The following is a 14,974-nucleotide window of genomic DNA, read 5'->3' as shown; positions in this document are numbered from 1 at the left end:
CGCCCTTTGCTGCCCGTTTGCGCTCTAAGGTGTCCTCCATGACCGAGATCCCCCAAGCCTTGATCGGTGGCCGGTACCGGCTTGTGGAGCTCATAGGCCAGGGCGGTATGGGACGCGTCTGGCGGGCGTACGACGAAGTCCTCCACCGAGGCGTCGCGGTCAAGGAGCTGCTGCTCCCGCCCGGTGTCTCGGACACCGAGCGCGAGTCGTTGATGCGGCGGGCGATGCGTGAAGCCCGGGCGGCTGCTCGGCTGCGGCACCACGGCATCGTCTCCGTGTTCGATGTGGTGCAGCACCAGGGGGCCCCGACGATCGTCATGGAGTACGTCGAAGGCCGCTCGCTCGGTGCGGAGATCCGCGCCCTGGGCGCCCTTCCGCTCGACCGGGTGATCGACATCGGACTGGCCCTCCTCGACGCGCTCGGCGAGGCACACGCCAAGGGCGTGGTGCACCGGGACGTCAAACCGGACAATGTGCTGCTGACCGAACGCGGCCCTGTCCTCACGGACTTCGGTATAGCCCGACTCGCCGATGTCTCGACCGTACTGACGGTGACCGGCACACTCATCGGTACGCCCGCCTATATGGCTCCCGAGCAGTTGGAGGGAGACGAGGCCACCGCCGCCAGCGACCTCTGGTCGCTCGGCACCACTCTCTGGCACGCGGCTGAGGGAGAACCACCCTTCTCGGCAGCCACTTTGACCGCCCTCTCCGTGGCAATCCTGACGCAGTCGCCCCGACCCCACCGGCTAGCCGGATCGCTACAGCCGGTTTTCGCCGGGCTGTTGCGGAAGTCACCCACCGAACGCTCGACGGCGGCCACGGCCATCGGGAGCCTGCGGGCCCTGCGGCAGACCCACTCCGCACCAACGGCGCACCGGAGGAACCCCGCTGCGCCCGCTTCGGCCGGGGCGCCAGCCGCAGGCAGCGCCCCGGTACCCGCTCCCTCGCCAGCGCCGGTTCCGCATCCGGCGACCGTTCGTGATTCCAGGCCCAGCAACCCACGGGCGGATGTCACAACCGTCGCCGCCCCCTCTCGTACCCCTACCGCCCGGGTTGCGCCATCGGCCACCACTCCGGCGTACCGGTCGTGGCGCCATGACATGAGGCTGATGGTCAGTGGGGAGGCGCGTTCCGTCGCTTTCAGCCCGGACGGTGGGACCATCGCCGCCAGCGGCTACGACACCCTGTACTTCTGGGAGACGGACACCGGGAGGGCGCTCACCAAGTCCTGTGTCCACAAGGACCTCATCACTTCGGTGGCCTTCAGCGCTGACGGCTCCATGATTGCCACCGGCGGCTTTGACTTCGCCGCGCGGCTCTGGGACGCGGCCTCGGGCCGGCCCTTCGAGCCGGCCGAACGCGGCACGCTCGCCCGTTTCTGGGCCGCGCGCAACGGCCCGGCCGCGCTGGCCCACCCCTTCCAGGTGATGGCTCTGGCCTTCAGCCCGGATGGGGAACTGCTGGTGACGGGCAGCAATGACGAGAAGGCACGGCTGTGGGAAGTGTCCACAGGGCGAATTGTCGCCACGCTCAAGGACGTAGGAGATCTGACGCAAGCCGTGAGCTTCGCCCCGGATGGCATGACCTTCGTCACCGGTGGTGGAGGGCGGGTCCGTACGTGGGACAGGTCCGGGCGGGCCGTCGCCTCCGGGAGGCAGCAGGGCGTGGGCGGGGCGCTCGCCTTCAGTTCGGGCGGCGGTCTGCTTGCGGTCGGGTCCTGGACTGAAGGCGGACTGGTGCGTGATGCGGCCACGGGGGAGGTGACCGTGGCCTTCGAGGGCTATGCCGAAGTGCGTTCCCTCGCGTTCAGTCCGGACGAACGAGTGCTCGCCGTGGGGAGCGACCGCAGCGCCCGGATCTGGGACGTGGCAACGGGCCGTTCTCTCGCTGTTCTCGATCCTGATGCCCAGCCGGTCGGCGAGGGAACGAGTGGTGTGCGCGTGACTGATGTGCCTGCGCCGCACCACCGCAACGGCAGGGTCGCGCCGAGTTCCCGGGGGTGGACACGCTCGGTGGTCTTCTCCCCTGACGGACGCACCCTGGCGGCGGCGGGCGGGCAGGGCGGAATCGACCTCTGGCGCTGTGAGGACTGACCTTCACCCGAGGACTGACCTTCACCCGGAGCATGGGGGCGAGCGCCATCCCCGCTGCCCACCCGTGCCGATTCGCTGTGCCACCGCGCCAAGAGGTCCCGGGGCCGCCGGGTCGGCCAGGACCGGATGTCGAAGCGGAAGCGGTGTGGGCGGTGCGGCTCGCACGGGCCTCAGCCACACCGCCATGGGTCAATCCATCAGGGTGTGCTCTGCTTACTGAGCTCCTCTGTCACTTGATTGTGTAGCTCGGGGCAGTGCGTGTCCACGGCGATCAGCAGCAGCTTGTTCGCATCGGACTTGATCGTGGCCCAGTCGGAGCCCGAGGGGTACAGATCGGCACCCTTCTTGTCGAACAAGGACTCTATGCTGCGTCCCTCGCTCAGCCCCTTGCACCATGCTGTGGGGAAGGGCGCGAGGTCCTTTTCATTGGGCGCGTAGTCGGTCCAGCCTTCGAAGTTCGCACTGAAGGCGTCGACGAGGAAGCGCTGTTTGGCGGTACGGGTATCTCCGGGGGAAGGTGCCGTAGTGCCGGGTGTGGAGCGTCCGTCAACCGTGCCGCAGGCGGTGAGCGACACGAGGAGTAGGGCGGCGAGGGTGGTTGTGGTCGTGGTGCGCATGGTCCCCCTGGGCTTTCGTGTTGTTGGGGACATCGTGCGCTGGATCGGGGGTGAATGGCGGGCGGTGCGTCCGAATTGTGACATAGGAGATACTCACTCTGTTGGGGTCTTCCGTACACAGAGCGATACGTAGGGCAACGCTCGCCGGTTTGTCGCGTTGGGCCCCGGCCGCTGGTCGCCCGCTGCGTCCCCGCCGGAGGGGACCGCGTCCGAGCCCGTAGGGGCCTGGTCCACTCCGGCGGGGACGGTCTTCGAGCGCTCCGCCCGACCTCCTGCGTGGGGTAGTTCGGTCAGCGCGGCCGCCGAACCACCCCGTGGCGGTGGTGGCTGTCGTGGGGGCGGAACCCTTGGCGACGAAGTTCCGGCCGGCTCAAGCCGTTTTGGGCTCGGCCATGGGCTGGGGGACGCGGGCCGCTGGGGCGAGCCGACCCGTTCGGTGCAGGGTGTGGAGTGCGATGGCGCACAGCAGACCGAGGGTGATCAACGCGATCCAAGGCAGCGCGGACATCCCCGCCGCGCGGGCGGTGTCCAGTGCGACTCCGGTGAGCAGATTGCCCAGGGTGATGCCGATGCCGCAGATGGTGTTGTAGAGCCCGTAGTGGGTGGCGACGAGCCGATCACCGGCGAGTTGGACGATCGTGTCCATCTCGAACGGGTACGCGATCATCGTCCCGAACGCGAGCAGCAGGGCGGCCAGCGCCGGTGGGACGGCCGCGAACAGCCACCGGCCGACCCCGTCGCCCGGGACGGGGAAGGCGGTGGCCGCCAGCAGCGGTACGAACGCGACCGCCATGGCGAGAAGCCCGTATGCCAGTGCGCGGCCCGGTGCCATGCGAGCCCTGCACCAGGCGGTCACCCGAGTCTGATAGGCGATGGTCGACAGCCCCGACACGGCGAAGAGCACCGCCACCGCCGCCGTACCGAAGTCGCCGTCCCCACCGACGCGACGCACTTCGAGCGGCAGCGCCAGATAGACCTGGAAGGTCAGGACGTACGAGCCGATCATTGCCAGGGAGAACAGCAGGAAGGGCCGGTTGCGGAGGATGCCGCGCCACTGGGCCAGCACGCCCTCTCGTGGCCCACCACTCGGTTCGGACTCTGTGTTGCCCGCCCGACGGGCCGGCAGGCTACGGATCTGCACGACGCTCAGCACGGCGAAGACGGCCGCCGCCACCAGACAGGTGACACGGAAATCGACTCCGGTGAGCACCATCCCGATCAGTGGCCCCAGCAGAATGCCGGCCTGGTAGAAGACATTGAAGAGGGCGAACGCCTCCACCCTTCGCTCACCCGCATCGGCCGCCAGATAGGCGCGTACCGCCGGGTTGAACAGCGCTCCGGCCAGGCCGGTCGCCGCCGACGCCGCGATCAGCGCGGGCAGTGATTGAACGAGCCCGAGAGTGGCGAATCCGACGGTACGGAGTACGCATCCGGCGACGATCAGCGGCTTGTACCCCAGCCGGTCGGCGAGAGTCCCACCGACCAGGAACATGCCCTGCTGGCTGAAGTTCCGTACTCCGAGGATCAACCCGACGGTCCAGCCGGCCATCCCCAGGGTGCCGGACAGATGGCTGGCCAGATAGGGCATCAGCATGTAGAAGCCCAGATTGATGGTGAACTGATTGACCATCAGAAGTTGAACGCTTTTGTCATACGAACGCATCTGCCCGATGGTCGTCCTCATCGGTCCGCGCCCGCTGCGGTGCTGGGCGCGCCCGAGTTGCTCGCGGTCCATGCTGCGTCCGCTGCGTCCGCTGTCTTCGCTGGACCTGCCCTACCCGCCGTACTCGTTGGGTTCGCTGTGTTCGCCGCTGTGGTCGCCGCTGTGTCCGCCGCGCCCGCTGTGCTGTGACGACCCTGCCTCGGCTCCTTGGTGTTCTTGGCAGCCCTCGGCGCTCGGGCGTTCTCGCTCTTTGCGGGGTCGGGCCCTTGGAGGGTCAGGGGGTCGACCACGGACAGGCAGCGGGTCCAGCGGGTGACCTCCTTCTCGTCCAGTTGTCCTACGACCTCGGGTTCAACGGCGGGTCGTCCGTCGAGTAGCCCATGCGCAGCGCAGTAGTCGTCGTCATACACCGTGCCGAGATAGCGCTCCGGGCCGTCGGGGAAGATCGCGGCGATACGGGAGTCGGCGGGCAGGGTCCGCGCCAGCCAGCCGGCGACCAGGGCGACCGCGCCCACACTCCAGCCGCCGGTGGCGTAGTGGGACGCGGCGAGCTGTCGACAGGCCCACACCGCCTCGCCGGGAGCGACCCAGTGGACCTCGCTGAAGGAGTCGTAGGCGACATTGCGGGGGTAGATGCTGGAGCCGAGGCCACGCATCAGTCGGGGCCGTGCCGGCTGGCCGAAGATGGTGGAACCGATGGTGTCCACACCGATGAGCCGTACTTCCGGGTAGAGCTGGCGCAGCACCCGGGAGACACCCGCGGAGTGGCCACCCGTGCCCACACTGCACACGAGGACGTCGATATGGCCCAGCTCTGCTGCGAGTTCCAGGGCCAGGGGGGTGTAGGCGGTGGTGTTGTCGGGGTTGTTGTACTGATCGGGGCACCAGGACCCCGGGTGCCGAGCCATGAGCTGGGTCACGCGTTCACGGCGCGCCTGCTGCCAACCACCGGTCGGGTGGGGCTCGGAGACGACATTGACCTGGGAGCCGTAGGCGGTGAGCAATCGGGTCATGGAGCGTTCCAGGCCGGGGTCGGTCACCAGCGTCACCGGATGGCCGTAGACCATTCCGGCGAGTGCGAGCCCCAACCCCAGCGTTCCACTGGTGGATTCGATGATTCGGGCGCCGGGCTTGAGCTCTCCGCGGGCTCGCGCCCGTTCCACCATGTGGAGCCCGGGCCGGTCCTTGATACCACCCGGGTTGAAGCCCTCCAGCTTCGCGAAGAAGCCCCGATCAGCCGGGGTGAAGGGGGCGGAAACCCGCAGGACCGGAGTGTTGCCGACCAGTCCGGACAGTGCTGTGCGGACAGGGTGAGCAACTGCGGAAGGCATATCGCCGCTCAGGGGATCGACGATCGCGCCTGGGGCACTGCTGATGCCGGCGTGCGGCGGGTTGGGATGCTCAGCGGTCGGAACCTTGATCGCGGTGGCATCGCTGGGCGTCGTACCTGCGGACAGAGAGGACATTTCCTCGGCTTCCTTTGAACGGTGGCGTCATCTGCGGCTGTGGTCGAGCGAGCCTCTAGATGCGCCACCGGCCTACGCGAAGCAGTGTGAGGCGCCCGGTTCTGCTGGTACGAGCAGTCGGCGGAGACCCCAGGGTGTCTCGGGGCTCGACCGTGTCCGTCCTGGTCAGGCCCTTGGCCGAGGTGATGGGCGCGGTCACCGGATGGGCTGCCGAGGTGCCGGCCGGCTTGGCCCTGAGAGCGCGGCTGTCCGGAGCACAGGGAGAACCGGACGCGGGGGATGTGTGCCCCGAAGCGACTTCGGCGGCGGCGACTAAGTGCTGGGCCGACGGTACTGGTGTCTCGGCATGGGAGTGCCCAGCTGCCCGAGAATGAACAGTGCAGCTCACGGCGGCAATGGCCAGAGCGGCCAGAACACCCACGATGAACGCTCTGCGCATTCTCGTCCGGATGCTGCCCAAAATCGTAAGAAAGGGGAACGACACAGTTCCTCCGTGCGGCCGATTCTCCTGTTGAAGAAACTCACAAGGAAGGGCGGCGAAGGGGATGGGAATCGGTCAGAGGAAGAGATGTCGAGGGCATTTGGGCAGCACCGAATAACCCCATGGCTTTAAGGGGTGAAAATGGTGGTGCGATTGCTTGATGCGATCTCGACCGCTACGGGAGCGACTACCGTCGGCTCCCGTGAGTCTCTGGCCTCTAGGTCCGTAGAACGTCTGTCGTTCTCAGCGCGGCACGGGAGGGCGGGTTTCCTGGAATGCCCGCCAAGGTCTGCTTCGATACGGCCGGGCTGTCGAGCGCGCTCTGTGTTGGGCCCTGTGAGCAGGGCGTTTGTGAGGCGGATGTCAGCTGCGGCTGAGTCGGCATGCACTGCTCGACATGGTGCGCAGAACCGCTCTCGTGCACTCTGGTGCTCGGCGGGGCGGCTTCTGGTGTGGACCTGAGCGCAGCCACCGGGCTGGCCTCAAGCGAACCCGCTGGGCTGGCCTCAAGCGCACCCGCTGGGCTGAGTGCCACAGCATGGAGGGCTGGGGTTCCGCTACTCGAACGCGCGGAGATTGCGGGTGGCACCTGGCCGGAATGTGCTGTCAGGAAAGTGGTGTTCGCGGGATGGTGGATGACACCTTCCGCGTTGGTGCCATGTGTGGACACCAATCCCAATACCAGCAGGGCCAACCAGAGGATGCGCAACGGCCCCCGAAATGCCGGAGGCCGCAGAACACCGATGGGTGACCGTGCCGTAATCATGCCGTGATGATAGCCGGTTGGGTGAGTTCAATTGCAACTCCGGTCCGGCGTTGCGGAATTCATCGCGCTGGACATTTGGCGCACGTAGGTACGGAGGGGGAACAGCAGCCCTCATGCGCGGTGATGAGTTTCGGACGGGTTGACCAGTGAGTCGGGTGATACGGATGAGGCTACTGGGGGGCGAGTTGCGAACGGTCGATGAGTGTGGAAATGAGTGGTGCCCTACCGGCCTGATGGCGAAATCCCGTGGTCGGGGGCTGTTGCGCGGGGCCGACTCGGTCCCCGGGGCAGTGGGAGCGCAGTCCCCTGGCCACTCTCGCATGGCGTGGAGCGCCCTGTGCTCTGGCGCGATCCAGCCGTACCGCGCGACTGTGACCACCGCGCCGGGCCACCGGACTGGTTGAGGTCCCCACCCCGGACACATCCGAAGCCCCCGTATACCTCCGCAGCCCCCCTACACCTCCGCAGTCCCGGACACCTCTGTAGAACCGCATAGCTCCGCAGTCCCGGACACCTCCGAAGTCTCCACGTCACTCACGAGGACTTGGAGACCTCCGAAGCTCCTACGTACCGTCGAAGTCCTGGACACATCCGAAGGGGCCGAGCCGGGACGAGGCCGATCGATGGCGCTGGGGCACCGGACTGGGGTCGTGCCTCCCTCGGGCGGCGAAGAAGTCCAAGAAGCCCCGGCTGCCGCCGCTGCCGCCCGACTGATCTACGACAAGCCCGGCCGGGCCCGGCTTCTGCAACCGGGTGGTCCGTCCATCAGCGGGCTCCCTGTTCTGCCTGCTCAGGCTGGCCAGGCAGAGAGACGGACTCTTCACCCTCGAAGTGGTATTGGCGCGACTGGGTCAGATACATCCGACGGAATGCGCCCTCCTGAGGCCGCATCAGCTCGTCAAAGGTGCCGCGCTCGATGATCCGGCCCTGTTCCATCACATAGATCTCATCCGTGTGCCGGACGCTATGCAGCCGGTGAGTGATCAGCACCACCGTCTGCCCCTCGGCCGCCAGCCTGCGGATCTGATCGAAGACCCGCTGTTCCGCCTCGGCGTCCAGTGCGCTCGTGGGCTCGTCCACGACCAGGACGCGGGCGTTGCGGTGACGGGCGCGGGCGATGCCGATGCGCTGCCACTGGCCGCCGGAGATCTGATGGCCGCCCTTGTAGCCACGGGCGAGAAGGGTGTCCCAGCCTCGTGGCAACGAGGAGATCGTCTCGTCCGCTCCCGCGTACTCCGCTGCCGCATCCAGCAGCGGTTCATCGTGGGGAGCGTCGGGGCGACCGATGGCCACATTGATCCGCGCGGTGAAGGGCCAGCGGTAGAAGTCCTGTGCGACCACCGCCACTCGGTCGAACAACTGGGCGCGATCGGCCTCGGCCGCATCCACGTCATCCCATGTGATCCGTCCTGAATCGGGAACATAGAGACCACAGAGCAGCTTGGCCAGGGTGGACTTCCCGCTGCCGTTGTTACCGACGATGGCGATGATCCGACCACTGGGGATCGTCACGTTCACCGAGTCGAGCGCTGGTCTCTCAGCGACACCGGGATAGGTGAAGGAGACGTTCTCAAAGCGGATCGCAGACGGGTTGGCCGGCAGGGGCTTCCCGGTCTCAGGGATCAGGCGGGCATCCGCCTCCTTGCACAGCCGTTCCAGATCAGCGACGAACAGGCTCTCCTCGTAGAGGTAGTTGAGCTGCACCACCAGTGATTCCAAGTTGGCCGAGCCGGTGCGGATGGCAATGACCGCGGTGCCCGCGACGGCCAGATCCATGGTGCCGCTCCACAACAACAGGCCGAGCGTTGCGTAGGTAGCTGACGAGGCCAGCCCCGTCCAACCAGAGGCGATCAGACCGGTACGTGCCGCGAGTCGCGCGAGTCGTGTCTGCTCCTGTTCTCCAGTCTCGGCCATCGTCCGGAAGTGCCTGAGCAGAAAGGCGCCGATGTTGTGGACCCGTACTTCGGGCGCCGCTTGTGCGTCGATGAGCAGGGTGCTCAGCAGCCGCCCGGCACGTGCGTGCTGGACCCAGGTGTGGAACGAGAGATAGCGACGACGGGCGATCGTCAGCGAACTCCACGCGCTGGGCAGTGTCATCAGCGCGAGCAGCGGAAGGAGCGCCGGGTGCAGCACCGTCAGCACTCCGGCCGCCGCGATCAGGGAGATCGCGGATGCGGTGACCGATGTGCAGAACTTGATCATCCGGCGGGCGGACTCCGCTCCCCACTGGGCGGAATCCAGCAGTTTGTGGAACTCCTCGTCCTCGACGGCCGCGAGCTCGACCCGGGCCACCCGCTGGAGGTACTGCTCCGTGGCCACCCGGAAGACCTTGGGTTCGAGTTGGCCCGTGCCCGCGGTGGAGGCCGACTTCATCAGTGCCACGATCAGTGCGGCGAAGGCCACCGCGGCGAAAGCCGGAAGGGCCGCTGCCAGCTTCTCGCTGGTGCCGCCCGACCCCAGGAGGTGGACGAGCACCTGGTTGACCGCCACCAAGCCCACGGCCTGTGCGATACCGCCGGCTAACTCGGCGACCGCGACCTGGCGCAGGGCTGTGGGGTCCGCGCGATGTGCCAGGCGAACCGCCGCGGCGATGAGCCGTGGGGTCCGAGTGATCATCGAGCGGAGGTTGAGTTCGAGGAACGATCCGTCGTGGTGGTTCCACCCCGTCTCACGGCGCAGTGGGCCACCGAAGAGCAGCTGCTCGGACTCCGAGGTCTCCCCGGGCTCCGAGCACTGCTTCGTCGACTGGGGGGCTTCGGTCTTCGGGAGCCCTTGCGCTTTCGGGTCCTGCTTGGCACCCGCGGCCCTCTTGACCTGCTCGTTGGCGCTCTGGTCCCGCTCGGCCCCCTGGGCATTCTCGGTCTCTGGGATCGCCTGGGCCTCTTGGGCTCCCAGAGGCTGATGAGCTGATTCCGCCGGCTGTTCGCTCTGCTCTGGGCGCTCGGCCTGGTCAGGCGACCCGGGCCGGTGGTTGGGCTCGGTCGGGTCATGTGAGCCAGCGGGGTCGTTGGGCTCGGTCGGGTCAGGCGACCCGGGCCGGTGGTTGGGCTCGGTCGGCTTCATCGGCGTGAGCTGATGACCCGGGAGCTGGCTTGCGGGCTGCTGATGCGGGAGGTGGCCTGCGGGCTGTGCTGTTCTTTTCGTAGTGCCCGTCTGCTCTGGTTGTTCGGTCGGTTCCGGATGTGCCATACGAGCCCCCATCTCGATGTGCCTGTTCTCTGTCATCGGTGTCTGGCCAACGCGCCCGGACAGCGATGCGTCACGGTGCTTGCACAGCCCGCTTCGCCGCTCCCGTTGCGGCACACGGGTTCCTTTCGCGGTGGCTGTCACACGGACGCGGGCGCACGGGGCATACCTGTGCCGACAAGCCGCGAACCGTACGAGGAGAGAACGCCATGTCCGAGGGCATCCAGACGGTGATCTATCCCGTGAGAGACCTGGCGAAGGCGAAGGCCCTGTTCAGGGCCTTGCTGGAGGCCGAGCCCACCATGGATGAGCCGCACTACGTGGGATTTCGCGTCGCCGGTCAGGACATTGGTCTCGATCCCCACGGCCATGACCGTGGCCTGACAGGACCGCTGCCCTACTGGCATGTCGATGACATCCAAGGCACTGTGCAGACGCTGATCATCGCCGGCGCGGTGGAAGTCGAAGGCGTACGGGATGTGGGAGGTGGCAAGCTCCTGGCCACGCTGAAAGACGCCGACGGCAATCTGCTCGGGCTGATCCAGCCCGCCGCCTAGGATTCCGGTGCGGGCGCCGCTGTCGAGAGCGGCCGAATCCCGTCGCGTCCGGCCGGGCGGTCGGCTGCCCACGGCCAGTGCCGTCGCCGCCTGCACCTGTCTGCGCACGGCCAGGCGGCGAGCCGCGGACGACAGCCTTGGGAGGGCTTCTGCCCGGCCGTTGAGCACAGGACGCGGTCGGGGCCTGGCAGCCGGTGGTGGGGCACTGATCCGGCGCGGGCCATACGCCGATCGGTCTGGTGTCGTATCAACCGACGCCGGCCGGTCTGGTGTCGTACTGACCGCCGTCGGCCGGTCTGGTGTCCTATCCACCGGCACCGATCGGTCTGGTGTCGTACTGACCGACCGTGCACCTGAGCCGGTTCCTTGTCGCCGTCTGCCATGGCCGGGCGCCGGTCTGCGGGCGATCCGTCCCTGGCCCGCCCGCGCTGGTGCGCTGCGCGCGGGCCCTACTTCGCGTCGGCGTAACACTCCACCACCGCCGTGGTGAAAGGGAACCGCACCGGTGTCTGTCCAAATGCGGTCAGGCCGGCCAACTCCCCGGCTTCTCGGATCGCCTTCACCACTGCCTCGGCTTCGTCCTGTGGGCAGTGCACGACCACCTCGTCGTGCTGGAAGAACACCAGCTCGGCGCGCATCCCAGCGGTGGCCTGCCGAAGCGCGGCAAGCATCAGCAGCGCCCAGTCCGCCGCGCTGCCCTGCACCACGAAATTGCGAGTGAAGCGACCTCGTGCCCGAGCGTTCGCCGAGGCGTAGCCGGGTGTGAACTCCCCGCCTGACCCGGCCCCCGATCCACCTCTAGCCCCTGCCCCGAAGCTTGATTCCACCTCGGACATCGATGACCTCGACGCATACGCCGATCCCGACATCAGCTCCGCCGAGGTCAACGGCTCCTCCTGGGGAATGCCCGCCTCATCGTCATCCTCCGCACCGGCCGCCTGCGGACTCGTCCGCCCCAGCCACGTCCGTACCAAACGACCCTCCTCGCCCGCCCGCGCCGCGTCGTCCACATAGGCCACTGCCGCCGGGAACCTTCGCCGCAGCGCCGCCAGATTCTTCAGACCGTCCCCGGAGGTCTGGCCGTAGATCGCGCCCAGCAGCGCCAACTTCGCCTGGTCCCGGTCGCCCGAGAAGGCCCGATCGGATAGCAGCGCGTAGAGGTCGCCCGCATGGCCCGCTATCTCCATCAGCCCCGGGTCCCGGGAGATCGCCGCCAGCACCCGCGGCTCCATCTGATCCGCGTCAGCGACCACCAGCCGCCAGCCCCGGTCGGCCACTACCGCCCGCCTGATCACCTTGGGGATCTGCAGCGCGCCGCCCCCATTGGTCGTCCAACGCCCGGAGACCGTGCCACCGGGGAGGTACCCAGGCCGAAAGCGTCCATCCCGTACCCAGTCCTGGAGCCAGCTCCAACCATGTGCCACCCAGATGCGATAGAGCTTCTTGTACTGGATCAGCGGTTGGACCGCCGGATGGTCGACCTCCTCCAGCTCCCACCGTCGTGTCGAGCGCACCCGCACTCCGGCCTGGGCGAAAGCCTTCACCACATCCGCCGGTAGATCGGGCCGCACCCTGCGCCCGAACGCTTTTGACACCTCGTCCGCCAGCTCCGCGAGCCGCCGAGGCTCCCCGCCTCCCGCATACCGCTCACCCAGCAGTTCGTTCAGCACCTGGCGGTGGACATCCGCCCGCCAGGGCAGCCCCGTGCGGTTCATCTCGGCCGCCACCAGCATTCCCGCCGATTCCGCTGCCGTCAGCAGCCGCATCCGGCCGGGGTGCTCCGCGGCATCGTGCCGTCGCAACTGGTCCCTGTACACCTCAAGGAGCGACTCCAGGGGCACGGGCACCGCCTGTGGTTCGAACAGCGAGGATTGCGACCCCGGCTCGGCAGCCCGCTGGGGAGGATCGGCCGGAACGGCGCGGTTCTGCAGCCGGGCCAACGCAGCGGCGGCCGACCGTGGCTCCCCGAGCCGTCCCTCATGGCCGAGCAGCAGCTGCTCCGCGTCCTCGATGTCGTAGCACCGCTCCACCCGGACCCCGGCCGACAGCAGCCGTGGGTAGAGCTCGGCCGTCGAACGCCATACCCACCGGCCGACTTCCGGTCGTGAGCGCACCGCCCTGACCAGGTCGGGTTCCTGTACGACTGGCCCTGCGGGCAGCCCGTCGGGGCGTAGCGGGACCAGCTGGGCCCCGTCCCCCTGCGTTGCCCCCAGAGCCCATCGTTCGTTCATGGGTTCGAGTGTGGCAGCCGGGTCTGACATTGATGCGGGTGCGACGCACCCAGCCGCCGGTCCGTTCCCCTGCTCAGCCCTGTTCTGCCTAGGGCGTCGGGTGACCAGCCGCGCGTTGGGGCCGGGTGTGAGCCGGACCAGGTGCGCGTCTGGACGAGTCGATCATCGCCACCCCACTTCCCGTCTGGTTGCCAGACCAGGTATCTTGCATTGCATGGAACCAGGTGATTCGACCAAGCAGGCCCGGGCAGCCGCCCAGCTGCGCAAGGGCGTCTTGGAGTACTGCGTACTTGCCCTGATGCGGGATCGCCCCCGCTACGGCGTGGAACTCCTGCAGGCCCTGGAGGACTCCGGCGCCCTGGCCACCAGCCAGGGCACGGTCTACCCGCTGCTCTCCCGGCTCCGCCGGGACGACCTGGTCACCACCACCTGGCAGGAGTCCGTCTCCGGCCCACCCCGTCGCTACTACGCGCTCACCGACAGCGGCCGGGCCGCGCTCGACGAGTTCACCCGCGTCTGGCCCGGCTTCCGCAACGCCGTCGACGCCTTCCTGACCACCCCGCACCCCTCCACCGGAGACCTCGTATGAAGACTTCTGCCGACCTCGTTCGCGACTACCTCTCCGCCGTCGAGCGCGAAGCCTCCGCGCTCCCGGCCGACCGCCGCCAGGAACTCCTCGCCGACCTCTCCGAACACATCGAGGTGACACTCGCCGAACGTCCCAAAGCCTCGATCGCCGAGGTCCTGGCGGAGCTGGGAGACCCTCGCACGATCGCGGCCACGGCACTGGTCGAGGCCGGGGGAGAGGCCGCCGGGGCCCCCGTCCGGAGCGATGCCGGCGCACCCGCCCGGCGGGGCAAGGTGCACCCCCTGGTCCCGCTCCTGATGCTCACCCTCCCGTTCCTCGTCGCGGCGATCCTTCCCGACGACATCTCCGCCGCGGAGTTCTTCAGCACCGTGCTCCGAGTGATCGGCGCGATACTGCTCTGCACCTCGGTGCACTGGACGGCAGTCCAGAAGACCACCGGCGTTCTGCTCGCCGCCGTCCTGCCGACCGTCGCCATCAGCATCTGGCTACTGCCCGGTGTCGCCCCGTCCGGTGCCGGTCCGGCCCACCTGGCCAACCTGCTGACGGTCGCCCTCCTGGCCGGTACGGCAGCATGGCTCTGGCGGGTCCGCCGCGCCTGAGCGTGGCCACCGCCCTCAGGTTCGGCGATCACTTCAAGGAGTGATCGCTCGGCCGAAACCCTTGTTGGTGGGGCACGTTGAGGTCTGCTGCGAAGTGCGGCGATCTGGGAGCATGGTGCGATGGATCATGTTCGGCAGACAGTCAGTTCCGGCTCACCACTCGAACCCCGCATCGGCTTTTCCCGGGCAGTCCGCAAAGGGGCGCACACGGCAGTCGCCGGGACCGCTCCCATCGGGGACGACGGGACGACTGTGGGGCGAGGTGACGTCTACGCCCAGACCGTCAGATGTCTGGATATCGCAGACGCCGCGTTGAAGGCGGCGGGGGCATCGCTGGCGGACGTCGTGCGGACCCGAGTCATGCTCACCGACGTGACTCGTTGGGAAGAAGCCGCGCGAGCGCACGGGGAGCGGTTCGCGTCAGTCCGTCCGGCCTGCACCTTCGTTGAGGTCTCACGCTTTATCGATCCTGAATGGCTCGTTGAACTGGAGCTTGACGCCGTCCTCGACTGATCCCTGAAAGCGCTGGGCACAGCCTTTCGTCGACGGCCGTGATCAGCACTGTGGCTTCGTGGGGGACGGTGAGCCCGTCGCACCTGGTGGCCACTGAACGGTGGCGCTTGAGGCGACTGATCCCGCACCCCACCGAGTGGCGCCCCCTGCAGTCGTCCTTGTCGAGCACCGAGCACCAAGCACCAAGCACCGCGCACCAAGCACCAATCG

The 14,974-nt window shown here is 68.0% G+C and carries 10 protein-coding genes; 5 read left to right on the top strand and 5 right to left on the bottom strand.

Annotated elements, in window-relative coordinates; all coding sequences use genetic code 11:
- Positions 1-38: 38 nt before the first annotated feature.
- Positions 39-2,096 (top strand): WD40 repeat domain-containing serine/threonine protein kinase, encoded by a 2,058-nt coding sequence (locus NBG84_RS23110; protein WP_250921479.1) that lies wholly within the window; start codon positions 39-41, stop codon positions 2,094-2,096.
- A gap of 197 nt (positions 2,097-2,293) precedes the next feature.
- Here NBG84_RS23110 and NBG84_RS23105 read toward each other — a convergent pair whose 3' ends face one another.
- The 4 genes from NBG84_RS23105 to NBG84_RS23090 form a co-directional block, all read right to left on the bottom strand.
- Complete coding sequence (locus NBG84_RS23105; RefSeq protein ID WP_250921478.1) at positions 2,294-2,713, bottom strand: hypothetical protein; 420 nt, start codon at positions 2,711-2,713, stop codon at positions 2,294-2,296.
- Between the two features lie 370 nt (positions 2,714-3,083).
- Positions 3,084-4,397: an MDR family MFS transporter gene (locus NBG84_RS23100; protein ID WP_250921477.1), complete on the bottom strand. Its 1,314-nt coding sequence runs from the start codon at positions 4,395-4,397 to the stop codon at positions 3,084-3,086.
- A complete protein-coding gene (locus NBG84_RS23095) occupies positions 4,394-5,707 on the bottom strand; it encodes a PLP-dependent cysteine synthase family protein (protein ID WP_250921649.1) in 1,314 nt (437 codons plus the stop codon). Before NBG84_RS23095 ends, NBG84_RS23100 begins: the two co-directional genes overlap by 4 nt.
- 2,147 nt (positions 5,708-7,854) lie before the next feature.
- Positions 7,855-10,152, bottom strand: coding sequence for an ATP-binding cassette domain-containing protein (locus NBG84_RS23090; protein WP_425608683.1), 2,298 nt, complete (start codon positions 10,150-10,152; stop codon positions 7,855-7,857).
- Between the two features lie 332 nt (positions 10,153-10,484).
- Here NBG84_RS23090 and NBG84_RS23085 point away from each other — a divergent pair, with 332 nt between their 5' ends.
- Complete coding sequence (locus tag NBG84_RS23085) at positions 10,485-10,832, top strand: VOC family protein (protein WP_250921476.1); 348 nt, start codon at positions 10,485-10,487, stop codon at positions 10,830-10,832.
- Between the two features lie 449 nt (positions 10,833-11,281).
- Here NBG84_RS23085 and NBG84_RS23080 read toward each other — a convergent pair whose 3' ends face one another.
- Positions 11,282-13,063 (bottom strand): bifunctional 3'-5' exonuclease/DNA polymerase, encoded by a 1,782-nt coding sequence (locus tag NBG84_RS23080; protein WP_250921475.1) that lies wholly within the window; start codon positions 13,061-13,063, stop codon positions 11,282-11,284.
- A 214-nt stretch (positions 13,064-13,277) separates the two neighbouring features.
- Between NBG84_RS23080 and NBG84_RS23075 the strand changes: the two genes are divergently transcribed.
- The 3 genes from NBG84_RS23075 to NBG84_RS23065 all read left to right on the top strand — a co-directional run bounded on the left by NBG84_RS23075 (position 13,278) and on the right by NBG84_RS23065 (position 14,764).
- On the top strand, positions 13,278-13,652 hold the full coding sequence (locus NBG84_RS23075; protein ID WP_250921474.1) for a PadR family transcriptional regulator: 375 nt from the start codon (positions 13,278-13,280) through the stop codon (positions 13,650-13,652).
- On the top strand, positions 13,649-14,251 hold the full coding sequence (locus NBG84_RS23070) for an HAAS signaling domain-containing protein (RefSeq protein WP_250921473.1): 603 nt from the start codon (positions 13,649-13,651) through the stop codon (positions 14,249-14,251). The genes NBG84_RS23075 and NBG84_RS23070 overlap by 4 nt, the downstream gene beginning before the upstream one ends.
- A gap of 120 nt (positions 14,252-14,371) precedes the next feature.
- On the top strand, positions 14,372-14,764 hold the full coding sequence (locus NBG84_RS23065) for a RidA family protein (protein ID WP_250921472.1): 393 nt from the start codon (positions 14,372-14,374) through the stop codon (positions 14,762-14,764).
- Positions 14,765-14,974 lie beyond the last annotated feature (210 nt).

This window comes from Streptomyces albipurpureus (assembly GCF_023701525.1).
In the GTDB taxonomy this organism is placed as follows: Bacteria; Actinomycetota; Actinomycetes; order Streptomycetales; family Streptomycetaceae; genus Streptomyces; species Streptomyces albipurpureus.
Note: the sequence above shows the minus strand (reverse complement) of the source record. Positions and strands in the feature narration are given on the sequence as shown.

Excerpts from the sequence above, each read along its gene's own strand:
- NBG84_RS23075 (WP_250921474.1), top strand. The coding sequence starts at position 13,278 with ATGGAACCAGGTGATTCGACCAAGCAGGCCCGGGCAGCCGCCCAGCTG.
- NBG84_RS23100 (WP_250921477.1), bottom strand. The coding sequence starts at position 4,397 with ATGAGGACGACCATCGGGCAGATGCGTTCGTATGACAAAAGCGTTCAA.
- NBG84_RS23105 (WP_250921478.1), bottom strand. The coding sequence starts at position 2,713 with ATGCGCACCACGACCACAACCACCCTCGCCGCCCTACTCCTCGTGTCG.
- NBG84_RS23110 (WP_250921479.1), top strand. The coding sequence starts at position 39 with ATGACCGAGATCCCCCAAGCCTTGATCGGTGGCCGGTACCGGCTTGTG.
- NBG84_RS23090 (WP_425608683.1), bottom strand. The coding sequence starts at position 10,152 with ATGAAGCCGACCGAGCCCAACCACCGGCCCGGGTCGCCTGACCCGACC.
- NBG84_RS23085 (WP_250921476.1), top strand. The coding sequence starts at position 10,485 with ATGTCCGAGGGCATCCAGACGGTGATCTATCCCGTGAGAGACCTGGCG.
- NBG84_RS23070 (WP_250921473.1), top strand. The coding sequence starts at position 13,649 with ATGAAGACTTCTGCCGACCTCGTTCGCGACTACCTCTCCGCCGTCGAG.
- NBG84_RS23095 (WP_250921649.1), bottom strand. The coding sequence starts at position 5,707 with ATGCCTTCCGCAGTTGCTCACCCTGTCCGCACAGCACTGTCCGGACTG.
- NBG84_RS23065 (WP_250921472.1), top strand. The coding sequence starts at position 14,372 with ATGGATCATGTTCGGCAGACAGTCAGTTCCGGCTCACCACTCGAACCC.
- NBG84_RS23080 (WP_250921475.1), bottom strand. The coding sequence starts at position 13,063 with ATGAACGAACGATGGGCTCTGGGGGCAACGCAGGGGGACGGGGCCCAG.